The following is a 24,054-nucleotide window of genomic DNA, read 5'->3' on the forward strand; positions in this document are numbered from 1 at the left end:
CCCTAGGCTGGCGCCATGAGCGATCTCGCCGACCTGACCGCCAGCGACCTTTCGAGCCTCTATCGCTCGGGCGAGACTTCACCGGTCGAGGCGACGCAGGCGGTGCTGGATCGTATCGACGCCTGGGAGCCTCAGCTCAACGCCCTCTGGGCGCTGGACGCCGAGCAGGCGCTGGCCGCGGCGCGCGCCTCGGAAGACCGCTGGCGCCGTGGCCAGCCAGTCAGCGCCCTGGACGGCGTCCCAGTCACCATCAAGGAACTGATCGCTACCAAGGGCGTGGCCAAGCCTCTGGGCTCCGCGGCTACCGAGCTGATCCCCGAACCCGTCGACGCCCCACCCGCCGCGCGGCTGCGCGAGGCTGGAGCCGTGATCCTGGCCAAGACCACCTCGCCGGACTTCGGCATGCTGTCCTCGGGCTTGTCGAGTTTCCACAGGCTGTCGCGCAATCCGTGGGACCTTTCGAAGACCCCCGGCGGGTCCAGTTCCGGCGCAGGGACAGCGGCGGCGGCCGGCTACGGACCGCTACACGTCGGCACCGACATTGGCGGCTCGATCCGCCTGCCGGCCGGTTGGTGCGGGGTCTACGGTTTCAAGCCCAGCAACGGCCGGGCGCCGATCGATCCGCCCTATATCGGCCGCTGCGCCGGACCGATGACCCGAACCGTCGCCGACGCGGCGCTGATGATGCGCGTGCTGTCCGCCCCCGACTGGCGCGATCACATGAGCCTACCGCCCTCGGACCTGGCCTGGGAGGCTCTGGACGTCGACCCGAAGGGCCTGCGGATCGGCCTGATGCTGGACGCCGGCGTCGGCGCGCCCGTCGAGCCCGAGGTCGCCGAAGCGGTGACGGCGGCGGCGAAGACTCTGGAAGCGGCCGGCGCCATTGTCGAACCCTTCACGCCGTTTTTGACTCGCGAGATGCTGGACGGCCTGGATCTTTTCTGGCGCACCCGGTCTCTCGCCGACCTATCGGCCCTGCCGCCCGAACGCGCAGAACGCGCCCTGGCCTATATCCGCGCCTGGGCCGAAGCCGCGCGCGGCGCCGACGGGATCGCCGTCTATCAAGGCTTCAACCAGATCCAGCGGATGCGCGAGGCCGGCGCCAAGGCTTTCCAGCCGTATGACTTCATGATCTCGCCGACCGCGCCGATGCCCGCCTTCGCAGCCGAGCTGCCATCGCCAACCAATGACCCCGCCAGACCGTTCGAGCACATCGGCTTCACGGTGCCGTTCAACATGACCGAGCAGCCGGCCGCCTCGATCAATTGCGGCTACACGCGAGAAGGACTTCCCATCGGCTTGCAGATCGTAGGCCGTCGCTTCGATGATCTGGGCGTGCTGCGCCTATCGGCGCTGTACGAGAAGCTGAGGCCGGCCCAGCGGCCCTGGCCCAAGCTCTAGGCGGCCAGCCGGTCGTTGGACGAAGCGGGCTCGAAGCGCTCGGCGCGCCAGCGGCCGCAATAGGCGCCGGCGGCGTCATGGACCCGGATCTCGCTCTCGCAGCCCCGCACGGCCATGCGCGCCGCGAAGAACCGCGCCCGGCGCTCGGCCGTCTCGAAGCTGGCGACGACGGCGATCAACTCACCGTCCTCGACGCCCAGGCGCCAGCCGTCGCAGGTGGGTTCGATACGAAGAATATAGGGCACGCGATCACCGTTCGAGCGTCGCGAATGTGGCGACGGGATGGCAACGTGCGATGCGCCCGCGTCGTTCCCGTCGCCATCTTCAGACTTTGCGCGCGCGCTCCAGGATCGCGCCGATGCGCCGCGCCAACTGGTCGATGGCGAAGGGCTTGGTGATGATCTCCATGCCGTCGTCCAGGAACGCGGCCTGGTCTGCAGCCTGCTCCGCATAGCCGGTCATGAACAGGATCGGCAGACCGGGACGGCCCTCGCGGGCGATCTCGGCCAGCTGACGGCCATTCAGCCCCGGCAGGCCGACGTCGCTGATCATCAGGTCGATCGCACGGGAGGACTGCAGGATCGGCGTGGCGTCCCGGCCGCTCTCGGTCTCGATGGCGTTGTAGCCCAGCTCCTCCAGAACCTGGACCACCAGGAGACGCACGCCCGGATCGTCCTCGACCACCAGCACCGTCTCCCCGGCGCCGGCGTGAATCACGCCCTCGCCATCGTCGACAGCCTGCTCAAGCTCTCCTCGGTGGCGCGGCAGGAAAAGACGGATCGTGGTGCCGGCCCCCTCGCGGCTCTGGATGTCGATGTGGCCGCGCGACTGCTGCACGAAGCCATAGATCATCGACAGGCCCAGGCCCGTGCCCTGCCCCAGCGGCTTGGTCGTGAAGAACGGGTCGAAGACCTTGCCCAGCACGTCCGGCGCCATGCCCAGGCCCGTGTCTGTAACGCGGATCTCGACATAGTCGCCCGGCGTGGCGTGATCGCTCTTGCTTAGCTCGGCTGCCGAAAGCTGGACGTTGCGCGCGGCGATGGTCAGTCGCCCGCCACGGGGCATGGCGTCTCGCGCGTTGATCGCCAAATTCAGAATGGCGCTTTCCAGCTGATTGTCGTCGGCCACGGCGGTCCAGACATCGTCAGCCACCTCGGTCGCCAGCCGCACCTGTTCGCCCAGGGTTCGGTTGAGCAGGTCTTCCATCGACCCGACCAGCGTCCTCACGTCCAGCGGACGGCTATCCAGCGACTGACGGCGCGAGAAGGCCAGCAGGCGGTGAGTCAGGGCCGCTGCGCGCTGGCCCGACTGCATCGCCGCCTCCAAGAAGCGATCGGCGTCCTCCATCCGTCCTTCAGCCAGGCGCCGGCGCACCATGTCGATGCCGCCCAGGATGCCGGTCAGCATATTGTTGAAATCGTGAGCCAGGCCGCCGGTGAGCTGGCCCACGGCCTCCATCTTCTGGCTCTGGCGAAGTTGATCCTCAAGCGCCTTGCGCTGCGTGACGTCGCGCCCGACGGCGTAGATGAACTCGCCCTCGACGACCGCCGTCCAGTTGATGCAGCGATAGTCGCCGTCCTTGGCTCGCACCCGGCAGTCGAAGTCGGCCACCGAGCCTCCGTCGCGGATCCCGGCGGTCTGCGCCACCGCGTCGTCCCAATCGTCCGGATGCACCAGGCCGCCCATGGTCACGCCCACCAGATCGGCGGCGTCGTAGCCCAGCAGCTGCGTCCAGGCCGGATTGATCGCCCGATAGATGCCGTCGCGCCCGGAAATGCTGAGCAGGTCGCGTGACAGGTTCCAGATCCTGTCGCGCTCCTGGGTGCTGACCTCGATCCGCGCTTCCAGGGCCGCGGCCAGGGCGCGAAGCCGGGACTCAGCCTGTTTGGTCGCCGTGACGTCATAGATCGCGCCGATGAAGCTGATCCCGCCGGTGGGCGCGGCCTGGTATTCGCCGCGACAGGCTAGCCAACGCTCCTCGCCGGTGTCGGCGCGAGCGATGCGGAACTCATGGACGGTGGGGCCCAGCGGCGTCTGGTCCTCACGCCCGCTGATCAACGGCGGGTCGCCGGGCCGCACGACCGCATTGATGGTCCGCACCGGCAGGCTGTGGGCGGCGTGAAGACCCAGCAAGCGGCAGAACTCGTCGGAGACATCGACCGTGCCGAAGCCACTGAGATATTGGAAGGTGCCGATGCCGCCGGCCGCCTGGGCGATCCGCAGGCGTTCTTCGACCCGCTTCTGGTCGGTGATGTCGGCCAGCACCCCAGAGAAGCGGACCGGTCGTTCCTCGGCGTCCAGGTAGGTGCGGCCGCGAGCCGACACCCATCGGATGTCTCCGTCGACCACGACGCGATAGTCCCGGCTGAAGACCTCGGCGCCGTTCAAGGCGCCGGCTACGGCGATCTTCAGCCGCATGCGATCGGGTGCGAAGACGGTTTCGAAGAACGATGAGGTCGGCAAGCCGAGCGCAGCGGCGGCCGGATCCAGGCCATACAGGCTGGCGAAGCGGGCGTCGGCGACCACGCGGGCGCTGGCGATATCCCATTCCCAGGCCCCGACCGCGCCCGCGCCCGCGGCCATCTGGGCGATACGCAGCCGTTCGCGGGCTGCGGCCGGTTCGCGGGCGTCGCTGGATACTGTGTCGACAAGCTGCGTCATGACGCGGTCAGAACGCCAAGCTGGGCAATAGGTTCAGTCCCCGGATCATCAGCCGATATCGCCCGCTACGCGCTCGATGAAATCGTGGATCAGAGCCCGCAGCGCCTGCAGCGACGGCAGATCCATCAGCATGGCGATATAGCCGCGGATATCGCGGTCGTTGATCGCGAAGTTGATATAGAGAAACAGCACCACGCCGCCGTCCGCATGCTGGCCCGACAGGCTGAACAGCGCCTCGCCGTCACCGCGCATCACCTGCGGCAACGACATCTGCAGCGGCTTCTTCAACATGTTGGCCATGGTCGCCAGGCAGCTGTTGAGAACGACATTGCCGGTCTCGACCAGCGCCTCATCCTCCATCTCGGCGGCCTCGCCCACGGACAGCGCGCCCCCGGTGACCGCATGGACCAGGGCCATGCTGTTGGCCTGCGGGAAGATCAGCAGCGCCCGCCCCGAAAACACGCCCTCGAAGTCCTGGCGCACGGCGACCAGTTCGCCGTTCTCGCGCTCACGGATCAGGGTCGCCGCCCCTTCCCGGCTGACGACCTCGACCGACGGCACCGACAGCAGAACCTGTTCGCCCACCATCTTGCGCAGGCTGCTGGCCGCCCGGCTGACGCCGATATTGACCAGCTCGGTCAGCGCATCGCGCTCGAGTTCTTCCAGGAAGACGGCGTGCAGGCTCATCGGCCGGCCGAACGCAGACGCAGGGCCGCGCCCGAGACGAAGCCGCGCATGCCGTCTTCCGTCACCGGCTTGGCGATGAAGGCGGCGTTGGCGGCGCGGGCGCGGGCGATGATCTCGTCCTGGACATTGGCGGTGGCCACCGCGATCGGCATGTCGGGGAAGCGGCCGCGCAGTTCCTCGGCCAGCTCCAGGCCGTCGCGGCCGGGCATGTTGAAATCGAGGATGACCAGGTCGATCTGCTCGCTGTCGAACAGGGCGATCGCCTCGTCGGCCCCGCTGGCCTCAAGCCGCCGCCATTCGGGTTGCAAGGCCGCGAGGGTCTTGCCAACCACGATGCGGGCCAGCTTGCTATCATCGACGATCAGAACCGTCGTCACCATGTATGCCTCTCCAACAAGCCGCGTCCGAGGACGACGGCGAAACACTCTAGACCTTGGGCCGGCCCGCTGTCGCGCTCCGCGCCAGGGCGGGGATCAACAAGGACGCCAGAAAGGGCTCGGCCGGCTGTCCCACGATTGGGACGCCGAACGCCAGGATCGCCTGGACGACCGCCGAATGCAGGCTTTCGCATGCCGAAACGTCGAGGGTCGCGCCCGGCGACTCGTGTAGCAGCGCCGCCAGGGGCTCGGCGTCCTCTACCCGACAATGGCCCTGCAGGGCGATGACGTCGCCGTCGCGGATGATGTTCATGCCAGCAGCTCCGCCAGATCCAGCACCAGCAGCACCGCGCCGTCGGCGTCCAGGGTAGAGCCGACCACGCCCTGCGCGCCAGCCAGGAGGCCGGTCATGGGCCTGACCACGGCGTCGGTGCGGCTCAGCACCGCGTCGACCGCGAACCCGACCAACTCTCCGTCCGCCCAGGCCACGACCACGCGGCGCGGGCCAGAGGCGTCCGGCGACGAGGCTCCGCCCACGGCCTGGCCCAGTTCGATCAGCGGCACGACCTGGTCGCGCAGCACGAAGGCGTGGCCGGCGCGGATCGGGATCAGGCTTGCGCTCTCCACGCGGGCGACCTCGACCACGCTCTCCAGCGGCAGGCCGAAGCGCTCGGCGCCGCACGCCACCACCATCAGCTTGGCCAGCACGGCGCGGATCGGCAGGGTCATGCGCACGGTGGTCCCGGCCCCGGCGCGGCTTTCGACCTCGACCTGGCCGCCCAGCCGCGTGACGCCCGCCCGCACGGCGTCCATGCCCACGCCACGTCCGGAGACGGCGCTGACCGTATCACGGGTCGAGAAACCCGGGCGGAAGATCAGGTCGACGATGTCTGCGTCGCTCATGACCGCGTCGACGGCGATCAGACCTCGCGCCTCGGCGCGGGCGCGCACGCGAGCGGGATCGACCCCGGCCCCGTCGTCGGCGACCTCCAGCACGACCTGGTCGCCCTCGGTGCGGGCCGACAGGCGGATGGTCGCCTCGGCGGGCTTGCCAGCCGCCGAGCGGGCCTCGGCGCTCTCGACGCCATGGTCGGCCGCGTTGCGCAGCACGTGCAGCAAGGGCTCGAACAGGCCATCGACAACGGCCTTGTCGACCTCGACCTCGCCGCCGGCAATCTCCAGCGAGACGGGCTTGCCCAAGGCGGCGGCGGTCTCGCGCACTAGCCGGGGGAAGCGTCCGAACAGCGGCGCCAGCGGGGTCATCCGCGCCTGTCCGACCGTGGTGTGCAGCGCCTCCACCAGACGATCCAGCTCCAGGCGGCGAGCGCGAAGAGCCAGCCCCAGCGCCTGCCCGCCCACCAGCCGCTCGACCTGGTCGGCCAGCTCGGCTAACCCGCCCTTGGCCACCACCAGTTGGTCGGCCAGCTCGGCAAGGTGGTCGATCCGCTCGGCGTCCACCCGCACGGTGCGCCGCGCAGGCTCGGCGTCCGTCGGGACGGACGGCGCGATCGTCGCCAGCGCCACCTGATCGCGCACCAGCCGAAGCGCGGCCTCGACCCTGGACAGATCAGCCGTCGACAGGGCCTCGATGACGAGGTTGCAGCGGAACGGATCGTAGAGCACGTGATCGTTGACCGGCTCGGCCAGCGACACGCGCAGATCGGCAAGCTCGGGCACGGCGGCGATCACGGCCAAGGGATCATCGCCCGAAAAATAGCTGTCGGCGCGCGGCGTGTAGCGGATGGCGACCCCTGATCGCCCGGTGAAGAGGCCGGCGCCGTCCCAATCGCTCGCCAGGGCCCGCGGGGTCTGCGTCTCGCCGTCTCCCCCCAGATGCACGATCAGCCGCGCGGCGACCGTCTCGGCGTCGGCCGGCAGCGCACCGCCGACCTCCAGCGCATCCAGCCAGCGATCGACCTGATCGATCGTCTCCACCAAGGCCGGAAAGCGCGCCGCGCCGTCCTCGCCGTTGCGCAGGGCGCCCAGCAGGTCCTCGGCGACATGCAGCACCTGCCCCATCGGCCGGAAGCCGAGCAAATCCGCCGACCCCTTCAGGGTGTGGACGGCGCGAAAGCAACGCTCCAGCCGCGCCGGATCCCTTGCGCCGCGATGCAGGGCGGCCAGCTCGACGCCGGCCTCCAGAGTCTGCTCGCGGCCTTCGACCAAAAACTGCGCCAGGAGTTCGTCGATCACGACGGGCCTCCCGGTCGCTGGAAGACGATCGCTTCCTCGAAGCGGCGGGAGACGAAACGGTCGTCGATCCGGCTCATGGACTCGGTGTGGCCAAGACACAGATAGCCGCCGGGAACCAGCCGATCATACAGGTTGGCCGCCGCAGCCTCGCGCGAGGCGTCGTCGAAATAGATCAGCACGTTGCGGCAGAAGATGATGTCGAACACGCCCTGCTCGCTCAAGCCGGCGGTCTCCATCAGGTTGGCGGGGGTGAAGGTCACAGACTCGCGCAGGTCGTCGATGATCTTCCAGCGATGACGCTTCAACGGCTCGAAATAGGCGTCGCGCACGGAGGCCGGCAGACGCGACAACGCCCTCTCGGCATAGACCCCGGCGCGGGCGGCCTCCAGCGCCTGACTGTCGATATCCGAGCCGACGATCTCGATATTGTAGGCGTCGACCATCCGCCAGTTTTCCAGCAGCCACAGAGCGATGGAATAGGGCTCCTCGCCGGTCGAACACGGCGCCGACCAGATCCGCACCTTGTCGCCGGGCCGACGGGTCGAGACGATGTCGGGCAGCAGCGCACGACCCAGACAGGCCAGCTGGTGCTCCTCGCGATAGAAATAGGTCTCGTTGACGGTGAAGGCGTTGATCAGGGCCTGACGCTCGGAGGCGTCGGTCCGCAACCGCGCGAAGTAATCGCCGACATCGTGGCTTCCGGTCGCCGCCAGCCGCTCGGCGGCCCGTCGCTCGATATAGTAGCGCTTGGCGTCGCCGAACCACATGCCGGTGCGCCGGTAAAGGTGCTCGCGGAAGCGGTCGATGTCCCCGTCGGTGAAGGTCATGGCGCCAGCATCGCCGACAGCCGCCCGGCGATCCGCCCGACCGGCTCGATCGCATCGGCGCCGCCCATCCGCACCAGGGCGCCTGGCATGCCCCAGACCACGGCGGATTGCTCGGCCTCGGCGATCGTGCGGCCGCCGGCCTCCCGCAGCGCCGTCATCGCGCCTGCCCCGTCGTCACCCATGCCGGTCATCAGCACCCCGATCAGGCGCTCGGCGGCGACATGGTCCATGGCGCTGCGCACCAGCCGCTCGACGCTGGGATGCCAGCGAAACGCCGGATCGGTCGGCGCGGGCAGCGCCACCAGTATTCCGGCCCGGCGACTGACCACCATGTCGGCCCCGCCGCGCGCCACATAGACGCCGCCAGCCTCCAGGCGCGTCGGCCCGGCCACTTCCAGCACGTCCAGCGCGCACAGACCATCCAGCCGCGCCGCCAACGAAGCCGTGAAGGTCGCCGGCATGTGCTGGGCCACCAGGATGGGCCAGGGGAAATCGCCGCCGACATCCTTCAGCACCGTTTCCAGCGCCCCGGGTCCGCCGGTCGAGGTTCCCACCAGGACCAGCCCGTCCGGCTCGCCGCTGCGTCGTCGGGGTTTAGGGAGGGCTTCGTCGCCACGGCGCGTTCGCAGCCGCTCGACCAGCCGGCGCGGGGCCCCGACCCGCGCCGTGGCCGCAGCGGTCACCTTCTCGACCAGCACAGGCGCCAGTTCGTCGACGGCCAGCGAAATCACGCCGTCGGGCTTGGGCAGGAAGTCCACCGCGCCCAGCTCCAGCGCCGACAGGGTTTCCTCTGCCCCTTCACGGGTCAGGGACGAAACCATGATCACCGGACGCGGACGCTCGATCATGATCCGATCAAGGCATTCCAAGCCGCCCATCCGCGGCATCTGCACGTCCAGGGTCACGACGTCCGGCTCGAAGACCTGCAGCATGGCCAGCGCCTCGACGCCGTCGCGTGCGATCGCCACCTCGAAACCCGCATCCGTCAGGATTTCGCTGAGTACGCGCCGTATCAGAGCCGAGTCGTCGACCACGAGGACCTTGGTCACGAGGGCGTCACCGCCTTGGCAAGGTCGCGCAGCAGGTCAGCCTCGGCGCGTTCCAGCAGCGCCTTTGGATCGATCAGAAGAATGAGTTCGCCCCCGCGCTCCACGGCGCGGTCGAACAAACGAGCTTCAGGACCGGTCAGTTCCGGCGCGGCTAGAAGTTCGTCGACGGCGACCTCAAGGACCTCGCTAGCGGCATCGACCGCGAAGCCCGCCTGCAGGCGGTCCACGGTCACCACGACCACCCGGCCCGGCCCTGCGGCTTGCCCCGACACGCCCAGCCGCATGCGCTGGTCGATCACCGGCACGGCCTTGCCGCGCAGGCTCATCACGCCCTGAACATAGGCTGGGGCCTTGGGCATCCGGCTCAGTTGCTCGGGTGCGCGAACCACCTCGTCCACGGCCCCGATCGGCAATCCGTAGCGCTCCTCGCCCAGGCGCAGGACGATGAAGCGCTCCCGCGCGACGCTGGTCTGGCTCAGCGCCATCTGCGCCTCCTCGTCTGCGGCGGCCAGGGCCAGCCACTGGGTCACGCGCTCGTCGGCCAACAGGCGCTCGGGCGTCAGTATGGCCAGCACGCCGCGGTCGTCGGCCAGCCGCAGCACGGTGTCGATGCGCGCCTCTCCGCCACCACGATTGAACACGCTTGGCGCACGCGACAGCCGGTCGGGCGACGCGCGGACGATGGCTTCCAGACGGTCGACCACAAGGCCCAGGCGCTCGCCCGACAGATTCAGGACCACCAGCCGCTCGCCCCCGTCGCCCGGACGCTCCGGCAGGCCCAGCAATGCGCGACCAGACAGCACCGGCAGCAAGCCGCCGCGATAGGCGCAGACGCCCAGCAGCACCACCTCCGTCCGCGGCAGATCGGCGATGACATCTGGCACGGCGGCGACCTCGACCACGGACTCCAGCGGGAAGCCATAGGCCTGTCCGGCCAGGTCGACGCGGAAGAAGGCCCGATCCTCGGCATGATCCGGCGCCGCCGGCGCCGGCATGGCGGAAGCCTTGGCAGCAGTCCGACGGCCTTCGCCCCGCGCAAAGCGGCCGACCAGCGCCGCCTCCAGCTCCTGCCAGGTCTTGCCGGCGTCCTCGTCAGACAGCGCCTCGACGCCATCGACCGCCAGGCCGACCGGCGGCTCTCGACGCAGGACAACCACGCGAGCGGCATCGCCGGCGGTCAGGCCCAGGAGCTCCGACAACGACACCACGGGCAATACGGCGCCGCGCAGATGCGTGACGCCCAGCAGCCCCTCCGGCGCGTGCGGCATCCGGGTCAGCTTCGGCCGACGGATGACTTCGGCGACGGCCTGGGTCGGAAGGCTGACGCGCGCATCCCCAGCTCGGACCGTTAGTCGTCGCTGGGCGCCCTCGCCCATGATCACGCCGCCGACGTGCGTTGCAGCTCGGCCGCCAGCAGCGCGATCTCCTCGATCGCCGCGGCCAGGGCCTCGGCGCCGTGCGACTGCTGCCGCGCCGCGACCGCGGCCTGGGTCGCGGCCGTGCTGGCCTCTTCGGCCGCCACGGCGATCTGGTTCATGCCGGCCAGCAACTGGGTCGAGGCGGAAAGGACCCCCTCCCCGCTCCTGGCGATCTCGTCGGCGCCGCCCCCCAGGACCTTGGCGTCATCTGCGACCTGGGCGAGCCGAGCCTCGATCTCGCGGTTGCGGTCGATCTCGATCTCGGCGACGACGGCGGTCTGCTCGACCTCACGCCGCACCTTGCCGATCTGCACGCCAATCGCGGCGATCAGGTTCTGCACGGTCTCGGCATTGGCGGCGGAGTCGCGCGCCAGGGTGCGGATGTCGCCCGAGACCACGGCGAAGCCGCGCCCCGCCTCGCCCGCGCGCGCCGCCTCGACCGCGCCGCTGGTCGCCAGCATCGTCGTCTGCACCGCCACCAGCGCCAGACCGTCGACCAGCTTGGCCGTCGTCGCGCACTCCAACTCCAACGCCTCGATCGCGTCCAGCACCACACGGTTCTCGTGCGCCGCCTGACCGACATTAGTCACCAGCGAGGAGACCGCGGCGCGGCTCTCGTCCAGCAGATTTTGCATCGTCTGCGCCCGCTTGGCGCTTTCGGCGGCGTTGGCGCCAGACAGGCGCGCGGCCTTCTCGACCTGGGCCATGGCGGCGCTGGCCTGCTGCGTCGCGGCGGCCTGGATCTGGGCGCCCCGGCTGATCTGATCTATGGCCGCCAGGATCTCGCCCGCCGAACTGGAAAGCTGCTGGATCGCCGCCGACAGCTGCTCGGCCGCGGCCGCCGTTTCCGTCGTGGACTCTTCCCCGTCGCTGGCCCCGTCGATCTGCTCGGCCAGAGCCTCGGTCGCGATCTGGCTCTGCTCCAGGGACTGGTTCTGCTGGCTCACCGCGCGCTGGGCTTCCGCCGCCGCCGACGCCTGTTCCTCGGCCGCGCTGGAGATGCTCTCGGCCCCGCGCCGGATCTCGCCGATCGCCGAAGAGGCCTCGACCGCCGCGATCAGGATGACCTGGCTGTCCTCGCTGAGCTTGGTCATGTCCAGGCGGATGGCCTCGAGCTTGCCCGTCACGCTGCTCGCGGTCTCCGCCTCGGTCTCAGCAGCGGTTGCGGCCTGGCGCAGGCTGTCGCCGACGCCCCGCACCATCGCCGCCATCCGCTCGGCGGAGGCCTGGATCGCTCGCGATCGCTGCTCGGCCGTCTCGGCAAGGGCTCGCACCTCGTCGGCCACGATCGCGAAGCCGCGCCCCCCGTCGCCCGCCCGCGCCGCCTCGATCGCGGCGTTCAGCGCCAGCAGGTTGGTCTGGTCGGCGATGTCGGCGACCCCGACCGTGATCTCGTTGATGCGCGAGGCGTGCTGGTCCAGCAACCCGACCGTCTCGACCGTGACCATCTGCCGGCGTGCGTTCAACAGCACGGCCTTGGCCGACGCCGCCACCGCCCCACCGGACTCGGCCAGCAGCGCCTGCAGCCCCTCGGCCCGTTGCCTCGCCGTCTCCGCCCGTTCGCGCGCGTGGCCGAACAGATCCGCCATCGAATTGACCGCGGCCAAGGACTCATGCGCGGCGCCCGCCGCCTCTTCGGCTCCGCTGGAGATCTGGGACAGAGCTCGCCCCAATTCCTCGGCGGCGCTGGCGGCTTCCGAGAGACCGGTCGTCAGTTCGATGACCGCGGAGCCGATGCGCTGTTCGGCCGTCTCGCGACGCGGCTTGGCCTTGCGGACTGGCGCCGGCTTTGGCGGCGCCGGCGCGGCATCGCTATCGGGCAGGATGCCGCGATGCTTCGCGCGCCCCACAAGCCGCGTCGTCTTCACAAGCGCCATTCGGCAAATCTCGACTCTAGGACAGCCTCGCGCCGCCGCCCATCACGGCCGACACTGTCAGACACGCATCAAAGCACGGTTCGGCGAAGCGGCTCAATGTCCTGTGACGCTTGCCTCCGATGCGGCGGCGCCCATCGACAGCCATGCGCCCCCTGCCTTATCCGGGTATATTAGATCGTTGCGCTGACGGGTCCGCGATTCAGCCCGCCACTACAGAGCTAGCGAACAGAGTGAACTGAAAGGACGACGACATGGCTTTGCTCGACGAGCTCAAAGCTGACCAACTCGCGGCGCGCAAGGCGAACGACCGCCTGAAGGCTGACGTGCTCACCACCCTGATCGGTGAAGCGACGCAGATCACGACCGAGGAGTTCAAGCGCGGCGTGACGGAAGTCACCGACGAGAAGGTCGTCGCCACCGTCGCGAAGTTCCTGAAGAACACGAAGGTGACGCTGGAGAATCTCGCGACCGAACGCGCGCGCCTGATCGAAGCCGGTGGCGATGCGTCGAAGGTGGACGAGCGGACCAAGGCGGCCGAAATCGAGCTGGCGATCCTGTCCTCGTATGGCCCAAAGCAGATGACGGAATCGGAGCTGCGCGACGCCATCAACGATTTCCGGGCCAAGAACCCAGGCGCCAACGTCGGGGCGATCATGGCCCACCTGAAGACCAGCTTCGGCGGTCAGTACGACGGCAAGGCGGCCAGCGCGTTGGCCAAGGCTTAGAGCGAGCCCCCTCCCTGCCGATGCTGAAGTCCGCTCACCGCCGGCGACGAATGGCTAGCCGAGCTTGAACGTCGGCGGGGGCAGGTTCAGGCGGGTGTCGGCCACCGTCTCACCGCGGAAGAAGCGCACCAGAAGGCCCTGTACTTCGGGATGGGCTTCGAAGGCGTTGTGGCCGGCGTTTTCGATGATGACCCGGGATTTCCGCCGAAACTGTGCAGCGACCTCGTCCTGCTCGGGCATCGGCGTGCGGCCGTCCAGCGTGCCGGCGACCAGCAGAGCGGGATGGTCGATGCGGATCGGGGCCCGGAACGTCTGGCCCAGATCGACGCCTGGAACCGCGCCCAGCAGCTGCGGCATCGGAAAGTTCAACGCCGAGCCCACCACGGCCGTCCGCGCCTCGCGCTGCACCCGCGCCAGCCGCTGGGGCGAAATCCCCGAAGCCAGGTCCGTCGCCTCGGGCATGCCCCTCACGCTCAGCAGATCGGCCACGTCGCCCAGGAACGGCCCCAACACGTCGGTCCGTCCAACGTCCAGCGCCAGGTAAAGGCCCGGCAGCATGGCCAGGGTGTTGGGATTGGCGATCAGCCCTCCGGCCAGCATCTGAACGCCGAATCCGCCCATCCGGATCTCGCCCGGAGCGCCGTTCAGCTTGACCTTGGTCAGAGCCGGCTCGGCTTCCAGCTTGGCGTGCACGCGGCGCATCAGGGCGGGAAGATCAGGGATCGCCGCGCGCACGGCGGGATCGGCGGCCAGCAGGCCGTCCACATGCTTCAGGAGATCGTCGATCCGCGCCGGCCGCTTCACCGTCTGGTCCTGGCCCTCAAGGCTGGCCAGGGCCACGCGATTAACCCGATCGCCATGCCGCTTGAGCACGCTCAGCGCCAGGTGCGAGCCGTAGCTGATGCCCCAGAGATCGATCTTCTCGGCGCCCAGATGACGTCGCAGATCGTCGATGTCGTCGGCGTTCTGTTCGGTGTTGTAGCCGGTCATGGCCACGCCGGCCTTGGTCCAGTCGGCCCAGGCGCTCTGGAATTCTTCGCGGACGTAACGGGTCAGCCCCGCCTCATCGAACACCGGAAGCGGACGCGTCGAGCCCGGTCTTTCAGGGATGCTCGAGGACAAGCCCGTGCCGCGCTGGTCGAAGGCGATGACATCGGCCACTTCGCGCAGGGCCATGAAGATCGGAAATCGCGGGCCGGTCGCCGCGCCCGTTCCCTCGCCGCCCGGTCCCCCCGCCAGATAGATGATCGGCGGCCCAGGCTTCGCCGCCGTCGAGGCGAACCGGACATAGCCCAGCCGGATCTTCCGCGAACTGGGGTCGCGACGATCCTCCGGAACCTCGAAGAACCCGCGCTCGGCGTCGGCCTCCTGGCCGCGACGGCTCTTGAAGCGGAACGGGCCGGCCTGTGTCGGCGCAGAGGCTTGAGCAAATGCGAGGCCTGGCGTGAGAAGGCCGGCGGCGGCGAGCAGGGTGCGGCGATTGAGCGATGTCTGGGTCATGTCGCTAGCTGCGTCGCTCGAGCCACTTGGCGCCACAGCGCATCGGTCAATGGCGCCGTTTCATCGGCGAATGGCGGCGCATCTCGGCGAGCGACGGCTTAAGAAGAGGCTCATGTGGCGCATCCTCACTCTCACCATCTTTCTGGCCAGCCTGGCGACCGCAGCGTCTGCGCAAGATCTGTCCTGGGAAGCCTGTCATGGAGTCGCCAGCCCGGTCGGGCCCGTGCTGAGCGACTGTCGCCCTGTCCGGGATTTCGTAGATCCGCAGGGGCGCGAGCTCTGGGTCCGTGCGACGCCCGGCGCCCCCGCCGACACTCAACCCTACGCGCTCTATGTGGCCGGGGTCGCGGCGTCGGAGGCCTGGCTCAATGGTCAGCCCCTGGGTGTCAACGGACGTCCTGGCGGCCAGGCGCGCAATGAGACGCCCGGACGCTATCAAGCGGTCTTCCCGATCCGGGAAACCCTGTGGCGATCCGCCGACAACGTGCTGGTTCTGCACCTGTCCTCGTTTCACGGCGGCCTGCGCTTCGCCCGTCCGATGAGCGCGATGTTCGTCCTGCCCTACCCCTATCCGCAGCGCACGGCGCTGTTGGCGGTGACCTTCGTGGCGGCCGGCGCCCTGCTGGCCGCGGCGTTTGGCTTCGGCGTCATCCACGCCTTGCGACGGACAGGATCCAGCCTGGTCCTGGCGGCCATGTCCGGCGTCGCGGCGCTGCAGGCCGTCATCGAAAGCCTGCGGCCCCTGTTCGACTATCCCTATCCTCTGCACGCTTGGCGCATGAGCGCCATCTGGGGCCTCGCGGCCGCTTTCGGGATTCTGCTGGTCGCCTATGCCGCCGCCAGGTTCTGGCCCAGGGCGCGGAGCGTGCTGATCGGCCTGGCGATCGGCGTCGTTGGGGCCACCGTGCTGTTGCCGGGCTTCGACAACAAGACAGTCTGGGCGCTGATCCTGGGGGTGACTCTGGCGGCGCCGCCGGCGGTCGCGGGCGTGCGCGGCAACATGGCGGGCGCCAGACCGACCCTGGCCTATCTGGCGCTGTTCCTGGCCCTGGCCTTGGTCTTCCCCGAGTGGTTGGCCGACCTGTCGTACTTCGTGCTGGCCGCCGGCCTGCTGCTGCCGCTGCTGATGGTCGAGGTCGTCCGGCTAGGCCGAGAGGATCGGGGTCGAGAGGCCGCCCTGACCCTCGCGGCCAGCCTTCCCGACCGCCTGACCGTGGCGTCGGCGCGTGGCGTCGAACTGGTGCCGATCGACGATATCCTGGCCGTGGTCGGCGCGGACGACTATGTCGAGCTAAGATTGGTGGGCGGTCGCAGCCTGTTGCACGCTGCGCGGCTGGACGGCCTGCAAAGCCAGCTGCCCCAGACCTTCTTGCGTGTCCACAGGTCCGTGATCGCCAATCTGAGCCACGCTCGACGCCTGGAGCGGGACAGCGAGCGCTGGCGGCTACATCTGAGCCAAGGCGCGCCTCTGCCGGTCAGCCGGTCGCGTCAGCCCGCCCTGCGCGAAGCCTTGAACGACGCCTCCCGCACCGAAGGCCTGCCGGCCTAGCCCTCACAAAGACCTGCTCATCGCCGGATGAACGCGATGTTTCGCGCCCCGCCAGCCCAGGCGCCGAAGCTCGTGACCTTCCCGTCGGGGCCGCGCGCGAAGACGAAGGTGGTGACGCCGCGCAAGCGGGTGGTGAAGGCGTCGGCGAAGCTGGGGGCCAGGGGCCATGCGACCCCGAAACGTTGGCGCATGACCAAGCCGCTTCCCTCGCGGGCGACCGTGATCAGCGTCTCCAGTTCGGCGCTATAGTAGGTTCCGAGATAGTCGGCGAAGATGGCCGGGTCGGTCGCTGCCGGGCGCACGGCGACGAAGGTTTGAGCGCCGCCGCCGCGTGTCAGCTTGAATCCTGAAGCGCTTCCATCCTTGCCGACGAAGTGAAGGAGGATGCCGTCTGGGCCTTCGAACCGATCCTGGCCCAGGGGGGCCAGAACGTGGGACGCGCCGCGCTTGAGCACCAGCTGGCCGCCTATCGCCTCCAGCCTGATCAGGTCGCCGGCCACCGGATCACGAAAGAGGCCCTGGTAGCGCGTGAGGTCCTTCGGCGCCTGGACCGTCGCGACCGACTTCGACGCCGCCACCGCGGCCTCCGCTTGAGCGTAACCGGCGGCGGTCAGGGCGCGTCGAGCGATCTGCTCCCCCATCGCGGAGGGATCGATCCCTCCGTTGTTGCACATCAGAGCGATGGAGACGCCCGCCTCCGGATAGCGGCCCAGCCAAGCCTTGTAGCCAGCCGTCGAGCCACTGTGCGAGACCAGCCGGCGGCCATGATCGCGAGTGATCTCCAGGCCCAGCCCGTAGTCCAGCGGCGAGCCGTCGGTCAGCTGCCCCGGGGTCTGCAAGGCTGCCGCCAGCGCCGGGCCGCCACGCAAGGTCGCGGGCTTGTCCAGAAAGGCGTTCCACCGCAGCAGGTCGCCGACCGTGGTCAGCAGGCCGCCATTCCCATAGACGCTGGTGAACGGCATGTTGGCGGCGAAGCCGGCCTCGGTCGGCGCATAGGCGTTGGCCCGCTCGCGAACGACCGTGCGGAAGTCCTCGCGCCAGGTCGTATGGTCCATGCCGAGCGGCCCGAACAGGCGATCCTGGGTGAAGGCCTGCAGGCTGGCGCCGTTGACCCGCTCGACGATCATCGCCGCCAGGACGTAGTTGGTGTTCGTGTAGAGGAACTCGGCGCCCGGCGCGAAGTTCAGGCCCTTCTGGCGCGACGCCAGATCCAGGATCATGGCGTTGGTATGGGCCTGAGCGCCGGGGCCGTTACCCGTCAAGGCCAACAAGCTCCATTGCTCGCGCAGGCCGCTCGTGTGGCTGAGGAGATGGCGGATCGTGATTGGCGTCCCGTAGTCGGGCATTTCGGGCAGATAGCGACGGATGTCGTCGTCGAGGCTCAGCCGGCCGTCCTGAACCAGCAGCACCACGGCCGCGGCGGTGAACTGCTTGGCCAGCGATCCGGTCTCAAGCACAGTCGCGGAGGTCAGAGGCGCGTCGCGCTCCAGGTCGGCCTGCCCCCGGGCGACGATGATCGGCGATGCGCCGGCAAGCTCTACCCCAGCGACGCAGCCTGGGCCGTCCGACGACAGCGAGGCAAGCGCCGTATCTAGGTCGAGGGGCTGGGCGGATGCTTCCGCGCCCGTGCTGGCAAGGAGGCAGGAAAGGGCGAAGAAGGTGATGACTGGGCGCATGGGATCCTCGAACGATCCCTCCCCCCTAGAGCGGCGCACGGAGCCGCCAACGTCCCATCGGCGAAACGCAACCACGGAACGGTGAGCGGCACGTACGCAGCCGGCCGTCCTAGGGATCACATCCTCCAGCGACGGCGAAGCCCTCGCCGGGCCCGCTACGCGAGCCCGAGCGACGAACGCAAATCCGGCAGACGCGGTGTTATGCTACCGCTACTCCCACTCGATCATTGTCATTTCAAGCAAATATATGAATTGACTGATCTTTTAATTTCACGACTTTGTTATCCCGCCGACGAATACGCCGGTATTTTATCTCATTGTTTTACAATGAGAATTAATTTACTTGACCGACGACACGGTCCATGCCGAACCACATCAACACCATGTAAATAGCAAGTAAATCTATACTGCTCAATACTACGCAAAAAATCGCCACAGCCACCCCAAACTACGCCAGCGCCCTCCGCTCGATTGACCGAGCCTCCCTCCTCCCGCTCAACAGCGGACACGCGCGCTCTGGACCATCTAGGGCGCGTCAGCCAGCCGCGACCACGGTGCGTGGATTTCGAGCCGATTTTCAGCCAGCATTTTACCGTCAACGGCCTTAAAGACCCCCGCCGCAGTTGCGCCATCTCCGCGCTTGCACGCGGAACGGCAGCGCCTTAGCATTCCTGTGGCTACAGATTGGAGCACCTTCCTCCCGCCGCTCAGCCCGAGCGAGCCGGACGCCAGAGTAAAACGCCAAATCCCGCTCCAGGGACGGCGGCCCTCTCCTGTAGCCCCAAATCCTCCACTCTGCGCGCGAGCCCATGCAGAACCTAAACCTGCGCCTCCACCACGAAACTTTCGGCCCGATCTCCGATCGTTCCGCCCGCCAGATCCTCAAGATGCTCAGCAAATCGCTGCGTATGGCGCAGATGACGACGCTGGAGAATTTCATCTATTCGCTGGAGCTGTCTCACAGCGACACGCGCTCCCTCATCGACACCCTGCATGGCCACGCCGCCGAGATCCCGGCGTACAACGTGCAGAAGCTGCAGAAGGGCTCGCTTGAGCTCCTCGTGATCTCGGGCGTTGGCCTGGTGATGCTTCTCGCCGAACACGGCCAATCCCGCGGCCTTCCCAAAACCTTTTTCCGCAAGCTCGGGAAGTTCCTCAAGAAGGACTACGCCACCGAAACTGCGGACCACGCCATCACCGACCTGCGCAACCGTGGCCTCGGCAACGACGTCGTCGCCGATGACGTTGAAGTCGTTCCCGACGGCAAGGACATCGAGGTCCGCGTGGAGCTCAAGACGGCCGCCAAGCGCACCAAGCACAAGCGCCGAACCGAACCCACGGCCAAATCGGTCGATGCCTTCGTAAAGGCGGCGGCCAAGGCCTCACCAGATGATGACGCCTAATCCATGCGCCGCTCGCTCTTGCTCAGCTTAGGCATCCTTGCGGCGGCCTTTGCCGCCGCATTCGGCATGCAGCAGGTACAGGCAAGCCTAGTCGTTCCCGTAGTCGCCGTGGCGCTATTCGTCCTCGTGGGAGCCCACCTCGCCCTCTTTCGGTATCTCGTCGGCTCGCTGAGCGAAAAGCTGACACCCGACCGGCTTCGCAAGAACCTTCTCTGGTTCATCGCCTTCGTCCTGCTGATCATCGCGATCTATGCTGGCCTCTACACCGACTTTGGCCTGAAGGCCGGCGACACGCAGGTCACCGACCTCGGCAGTTGCCTGTACTTTTCGGTGATCGTCTGGACGACGGTCGGGTTTGGCGACATCACGCCGGCGACACCGCTCGCGCGCACATTCGCGGCGCTGGAAGCCCTGAATGGCGCTCTGGTTATGGCCCTGTTCGTGGCCACCCTCATCCCAACGATCCAGGCGCTGATCAAAGCGGCGAACACTAAGCCCGAGGCCTGACCAAGGCCGCCTCGCGCATGGCCTTCCCCCAGGCGGGGGGAGGCCCCCTTCCCGGAACGAGAAACGTACGCGCCCTTTCCGCGCGCCATCGAATTTCTGAGCGCCAGGCGAACCTGCCCTACCCCGCTGGAACAAGTTGGCGATCGATGGTATTGCTAATGGCAGGCCGTCTCGCCTGACCTGTCGCCGGGTCAAAGTGGACATCTACCCTAGTGCTGCTCGTCGCCCTCTTTCCTTGGGTCGATGCGTAATCGGCGAACTCGATCCGCGTAAAGAGGCCCGACATGCCACTCATTCAACTCGATGAATCCGTTCAAAAACAACTGAAACGCCGCGTCAAAGATCAGGTCGACGCGCGTTCGGCTCATCTTACCGAAGCCCTGGCCGCGGCTCAGGGCTTCAGGTCCAATGCCGCCCTGCGCGCGAAACTCGAAGACGAACCCGACGCCCACTACGTCCGGTTCGATGAGGAGGCCTTCTTCCTTCGCCTGGAGGCGCTCTCGCCGCAAACGCCCCGCACCACGATCGACGTCAGCCCACTGGCCTTCAAGCCGGTCGGCCATGCGCTTCGCTACGTTCCGGGGATGCTTGAAGACCCGCACCTGACGCTACTGGAGTGGAACCCGTTCTTCGTGCGCTTCCGCTTCACTGGTCTGGCCCAGGAGGTGACGGTCAGTATCCTGATCAAGGGCCTCAACCTGGTCGAGTTCAGGCGCTCGCACGCGATCAAGGCGCCCGGTCAATTGGATTTCTACAATCCCAGCCGGCTGCACGACGATGACAACGCCTACTGCATGCATCGCGCCGTCGAGAGCCTGGCTTCGTACTACCGCAGCGCCGTCAAAGCCGGTCACACGCCGCAGGAAACCTGGCTGAAGCCCGTGTGGGCTTAAAGGCTACGACGCCCAGCCTCGCTCGATTTCGGTCGGGCCGGGCCTGGGCGTCACGCCAACCGGCGCCAATTGAGCACGCCTTCGAACGCTACTCCTGGGTTGCGCCAACAGCGCAGCTCGACTTTGCTGTTCCATCACGGGCCGATTCACCGGTCGCCGCCAGGTTGGGATGCCCCACCCCGTCATGGACTTTCTCGATAAGCAGATCGCGCCCCCGCGGTCCTGGGACAAGTTCGAGGAGCTGACGCGCGCCGTGTTCGCTGAGGCCTGGTCCGATCCAGACGCTCGCCGTCACGGTCGTTCGGGGCAAAAGCAGTACGGCGTCGACGTCTTCGGAAACCCGGCGAACTCCCCCGGCAAGACGTTCGGCGTCCAGTGCAAGGGCAAGAGCGCAAACTACGGCGCTGTCGCAACCCCCAAAGAGTTCGACGCTGAACTGGCCAAGGCGGATTTGTTCAGCCCACCGCTCAGCCATTGGACCTTCGTGACGACGGCGCCCGACGACGGGTCTCTCCAACGCCACGCCCAGGCCGTGTCTGACCAGCGCGTCACCCAAGGCCTCTTCCCGGTGACCGCGTACGGGTGGGAGACAATGCTGTCGCTGATCGCCCTGCAGCCGAATGTGATCAACGCCTTCTATTCTGAGCATTCCGACGCCCTGCAGCAGATCCTGGCGAGGCTGAAGGACCTCCCCTCAAACCGCCAACTCGCCGACCTCCTAGACGCGATGAAGGTGGCCAAGGCGCCGGCGACACCGCCAGTTTCGGCTGTGGACTGGGTTGAGGTTCGGTTCGAGGCGCAGCGCGGCCTCGGCCCAGCCCTGATGGGGCGCCCCCTGGGCCCCGCTGACGTAGCCGCCTGCCCCACCCTGCCCGAGGTGTCGACGCTGCTGGACGATCTGGCTCGTGCAGGCAGCGCCCGCCTGGCCGGGGTCGCCGGCGCCGGCAAATCGATCTGCGCTCTGCAAACGGCCCACACGCTGCGCGCCCACGGATGGCGTGTCATGCGTCTGCTCGACCCGACCGGCGCCATCCCGTCCTTCAACGGCGGCGACGAACGAACGATCTATCTGATCGACGATGCTCATCTCGCCAATCCAGGCCAGCTGCGCGCGCTCGAAGAAGCGACCAACGCCGGGCGCCGGCTTTTGACGACCCACACCTCGCTGGACGGCAAGACCAGCGCTCCAGGGACCGTCCACCTGGACGCCAAGCGCGCGGTCAAGGTCATCGCGGCCGGCCTTCGAGCGACGCCGGACCTGACCCTCGCGGCGGTTCAAGCTGCCGATGACCGCGTCGGTGATGGCATTGGGGAGGAGAGGCTCGACCATCGCCTGGAAGCGGCCGAGGCCGCCGACTTTCCCTGGCAGTTCTGCTTCACCCTGGGCGGCGGCTGGCGCCGAGCCCGGTCGATGGCCGACTCGGCCAGGGCCGCCTCGGCCGACCTCGTCCTGGCGGCGGCGGCGGTTCGCCAGCTGGCGTCCCGGGATGCGCCTTGCGCCCCGCCCCAGCTCCAGGCGCTGATTGGCGCCGAGTTACACCCCGACCAGGTGAAGACCGCGGTCGCCTGGCTTGTCGGCCAGCGCCTTCTCCTCAGCGAAACGGATCTGCGGTGTCCCCACCAACGGCTCGCCGGCGCGCTACTGGATCAAATCCTTGACGGCCAGGCAGCCCAGGGCCGCGCCCTGATTGCCCGGTTGATCACCACGGCGCTGACCGACACCGCCTTGCCGCTCGGCGGGTTTGCCTTGCTGCTGCGAGAGCTGACGTTCGGACGCAGCCACGGACGCTGGAAGTCCCTGATTTCGCCGGACGCGCTCCGCTTTGCGCGATCCCGGGCATGGACCGCGGCGGCGACGGCTGAGATTCGAGAAGCCTGCTGGTTTTTCAACGAATCCAGCTCCGCGCTGCCCGACACCGCGACGGACTTCGAGGCGCATCTCGACGTTTTCGCAGGCTGGGTCGAATCCGCGCCCGAAGGCGCCTGCTACGCCTTGGGCGCCGTGATTAATCGAGGCTCCGAACGCGAAGGCGTCGCGGCGGCCCTACGCCAACGGATTTCAGCCGCCAAGATCGCCAATGCGCTCAATGCGGCTCCAGCGCTCTACGCGTCCGAAATCACCGAGCTCATCTCCGCCCTTCGGTCTTGGGACAACAAGATCTGGACGGGTGAATTCCTTGGCAAGCTGGATCGCAAGCGGTGCTTTGCTCTTGTCTCGTCATGGCCCGCGGACGCCTGGCTTTCGTCGGCCGCGAGCTACTGTCAGCACCTCTTTTTCGTGGACGAGGCCTTGGGCCTCGACCTGGTCGAAGCCCTCCTCCCCGCGATCGCCGAGAGGGTTCGCGCCGACCCGCTGTATGCGTTCCATGAGCTCAGCGACATCGTTCGCGACACGCTTCGCGTGCACGATGTTCTTGAGGTCTATGTCGGCAAGCTTGCGCCTACCAGGCGCATGAAGCAGCTGGCGCGCCAGCTCTGCCGCAACTGGGATCCCCGTGACCTCGCCGCCAAGCTGTCGCTCAGCACGCCGCGAAACTTCCAGACCGCCGCTGGTCTCCTGCTGTTCATGCGAAAGGTCGCGCCCAAGCAGTTCGAAGCAACCGTCCTGGCCATGGATTGGAACGCGGTGGAGGCGACGATCGGCGATGGCTGGGCAAACGAGATCGGCGACGCTCGGATGCTCCTGGGCGTCGCGTCAGGCCTCCCGGCTGGACATGACGCCGTCAAGGCGATGATCGAGCGCAACGAGCCGCGCTACAACTTGCTCTCGCTCCACCTGGCCTACCTCAATCCCGATACGACCATCCGCCATGTCGAAGCTGGCAAGCTGGTGGCGGTCTCGCCCCACCACAGCGTCGATTGGTTGAAGGCCGCCCTGGTCGCGGCCCGGCTGGCGGCTGCGCGGCCCGACCTTCTAGTCCCCATGCTGGCGCCGCACTACGCGGCCATGGCCAAAAACCTCGGGCAGGCCAGCCCCTCGTTCTGGAACGACGCTGCGATCCTGCTGGCGCTGATCGCCGAGCACGATCCCGCCGGGCTTTCCCCCCTATTCGACCAAATGGACCCGGCCCTGGCGGCCATTGCCTGGCGCAACGGCCTGCAGGGGCTCCATGCCTCGCGCCGGGGCAGACGAATGTTCCAGGGCAAGGACGTGGTCGCGCTTCTGGTGCACTACGCCCTGGCGCGCCCCGATGCGATCGGGGACCTGGCTCGCACCTTGCGCCGACAGTTCCCCAAGGCCTCGACGCCGCCCGCCGACCATCTCGAGCCGTTGGATCTTCGAAAGCTCATCGGGTAGCGCGGTCAGCTTG

At 68.0% G+C, this 24,054-nt stretch carries 19 protein-coding genes and 1 pseudogene; 7 read left to right on the plus strand and 13 right to left on the minus strand.

Annotation, left to right across the window (positions count from 1 at the left end):
* Positions 1 to 15: 15 nt before the first annotated feature.
* Positions 16 to 1,401 carry an amidase gene (locus E1H18_RS19860; protein ID WP_172271679.1) on the plus strand — a complete coding sequence of 462 codons (1,386 nt, stop codon included), beginning with the start codon at positions 16 to 18 and terminating at the stop codon, positions 1,399 to 1,401.
* Here E1H18_RS19860 and E1H18_RS19865 read toward each other — a convergent pair.
* The 11 genes and pseudogenes from E1H18_RS19865 to E1H18_RS27390 all read right to left on the minus strand — a co-directional run.
* The gene (locus E1H18_RS19865; RefSeq protein ID WP_172271681.1) at positions 1,398 to 1,646 is read right to left on the minus strand and encodes a hypothetical protein; all 249 of its coding nucleotides are present in this window, start codon (positions 1,644 to 1,646) and stop codon (positions 1,398 to 1,400) included. The genes E1H18_RS19860 and E1H18_RS19865 overlap by 4 nt on opposite strands.
* Positions 1,647 to 1,725: 79 nt before the next feature.
* Entirely contained in the window at positions 1,726 to 4,062 is a 2,337-nt protein-coding gene (locus E1H18_RS19870) for a PAS domain-containing sensor histidine kinase (protein WP_172271683.1), read from the minus strand.
* Positions 4,063 to 4,110: 48 nt separating this feature from the next.
* Entirely contained in the window at positions 4,111 to 4,749 is a 639-nt protein-coding gene (locus tag E1H18_RS19875; RefSeq protein ID WP_172271685.1) for a chemotaxis protein CheX, read from the minus strand.
* The gene (locus tag E1H18_RS19880) at positions 4,746 to 5,129 is read right to left on the minus strand and encodes a response regulator transcription factor (protein ID WP_172271687.1); all 384 of its coding nucleotides are present in this window, start codon (positions 5,127 to 5,129) and stop codon (positions 4,746 to 4,748) included. The genes E1H18_RS19875 and E1H18_RS19880 overlap by 4 nt, the downstream gene beginning before the upstream one ends.
* Before the next feature lie 46 nt (positions 5,130 to 5,175).
* Positions 5,176 to 5,439 carry a hypothetical protein gene (locus E1H18_RS19885; protein WP_172271689.1) on the minus strand — a complete coding sequence of 88 codons (264 nt, stop codon included), beginning with the start codon at positions 5,437 to 5,439 and terminating at the stop codon, positions 5,176 to 5,178.
* The gene (locus E1H18_RS19890; protein ID WP_172271691.1) at positions 5,436 to 7,319 is read right to left on the minus strand and encodes a chemotaxis protein CheA; all 1,884 of its coding nucleotides are present in this window, start codon (positions 7,317 to 7,319) and stop codon (positions 5,436 to 5,438) included. Before E1H18_RS19890 ends, E1H18_RS19885 begins: the two co-directional genes overlap by 4 nt.
* On the minus strand, positions 7,316 to 8,146 hold the full coding sequence (locus tag E1H18_RS19895) for a protein-glutamate O-methyltransferase CheR (RefSeq protein WP_172271693.1): 831 nt from the start codon (positions 8,144 to 8,146) through the stop codon (positions 7,316 to 7,318). Before E1H18_RS19895 ends, E1H18_RS19890 begins: the two co-directional genes overlap by 4 nt.
* Entirely contained in the window at positions 8,143 to 9,195 is a 1,053-nt protein-coding gene (gene cheB, locus E1H18_RS19900) for a chemotaxis-specific protein-glutamate methyltransferase CheB (protein ID WP_172271695.1), read from the minus strand. The genes E1H18_RS19895 and cheB overlap by 4 nt, the downstream gene beginning before the upstream one ends.
* Positions 9,192 to 10,571, minus strand: coding sequence for a chemotaxis protein CheW (locus E1H18_RS19905; RefSeq protein ID WP_194248097.1), 1,380 nt, complete (start codon positions 10,569 to 10,571; stop codon positions 9,192 to 9,194). Before E1H18_RS19905 ends, cheB begins: the two co-directional genes overlap by 4 nt.
* 2 nt (positions 10,572 to 10,573) lie before the next feature.
* On the minus strand, positions 10,574 to 11,320 hold the full coding sequence (locus tag E1H18_RS27385; protein WP_370526561.1) for a methyl-accepting chemotaxis protein: 747 nt from the start codon (positions 11,318 to 11,320) through the stop codon (positions 10,574 to 10,576).
* Positions 11,321 to 11,668: 348 nt separating this feature from the next.
* Positions 11,669 to 12,490: pseudogene (locus E1H18_RS27390) on the minus strand (methyl-accepting chemotaxis protein); the annotation flags it as partial.
* Positions 12,491 to 12,747: 257 nt separating this feature from the next.
* On the opposite strand from E1H18_RS27390, the gene E1H18_RS19915 reads away from it, so the two are divergent.
* Complete coding sequence (locus E1H18_RS19915) at positions 12,748 to 13,215, plus strand: GatB/YqeY domain-containing protein (protein WP_172271701.1); 468 nt, start codon at positions 12,748 to 12,750, stop codon at positions 13,213 to 13,215.
* A 54-nt stretch (positions 13,216 to 13,269) separates the two neighbouring features.
* On the opposite strand, the gene E1H18_RS19920 is transcribed toward E1H18_RS19915, so the two are convergent.
* Positions 13,270 to 14,715 (minus strand): alpha/beta hydrolase, encoded by a 1,446-nt coding sequence (locus tag E1H18_RS19920; RefSeq protein ID WP_172271703.1) that lies wholly within the window; start codon positions 14,713 to 14,715, stop codon positions 13,270 to 13,272.
* 112 nt (positions 14,716 to 14,827) lie between these two features.
* Here E1H18_RS19920 and E1H18_RS19925 point away from each other — a divergent pair, with 112 nt between their 5' ends.
* On the plus strand, positions 14,828 to 16,264 hold the full coding sequence (locus E1H18_RS19925; protein WP_172271705.1) for a LytTR family DNA-binding domain-containing protein: 1,437 nt from the start codon (positions 14,828 to 14,830) through the stop codon (positions 16,262 to 16,264).
* A gap of 17 nt (positions 16,265 to 16,281) precedes the next feature.
* Here the strand turns inward: E1H18_RS19925 and E1H18_RS19930 are convergent, their stop codons facing one another.
* Positions 16,282 to 17,940: a serine hydrolase gene (locus tag E1H18_RS19930; protein WP_172271707.1), complete on the minus strand. Its 1,659-nt coding sequence runs from the start codon at positions 17,938 to 17,940 to the stop codon at positions 16,282 to 16,284.
* An 809-nt stretch (positions 17,941 to 18,749) separates the two neighbouring features.
* On the opposite strand from E1H18_RS19930, the gene E1H18_RS19935 reads away from it, so the two are divergent.
* The 4 genes from E1H18_RS19935 to E1H18_RS19950 all read left to right on the plus strand — a co-directional run bounded on the left by E1H18_RS19935 (position 18,750) and on the right by E1H18_RS19950 (position 24,041).
* Positions 18,750 to 19,343, plus strand: coding sequence for a hypothetical protein (locus tag E1H18_RS19935; RefSeq protein ID WP_172271709.1), 594 nt, complete (start codon positions 18,750 to 18,752; stop codon positions 19,341 to 19,343).
* Between the two features lie 3 nt (positions 19,344 to 19,346).
* Positions 19,347 to 19,850: a potassium channel family protein gene (locus tag E1H18_RS19940; protein WP_172271711.1), complete on the plus strand. Its 504-nt coding sequence runs from the start codon at positions 19,347 to 19,349 to the stop codon at positions 19,848 to 19,850.
* Between the two features lie 284 nt (positions 19,851 to 20,134).
* Entirely contained in the window at positions 20,135 to 20,743 is a 609-nt protein-coding gene (locus tag E1H18_RS19945) for a hypothetical protein (RefSeq protein ID WP_172271713.1), read from the plus strand.
* A 184-nt stretch (positions 20,744 to 20,927) separates the two neighbouring features.
* Entirely contained in the window at positions 20,928 to 24,041 is a 3,114-nt protein-coding gene (locus tag E1H18_RS19950) for a hypothetical protein (RefSeq protein WP_172271715.1), read from the plus strand.
* The last annotated feature ends 13 nt before the right edge of the window (positions 24,042 to 24,054 follow it).

This window comes from Caulobacter sp. RHG1, from assembly GCF_013181195.1.
GTDB lineage: Bacteria > Pseudomonadota > Alphaproteobacteria > Caulobacterales > Caulobacteraceae > Caulobacter.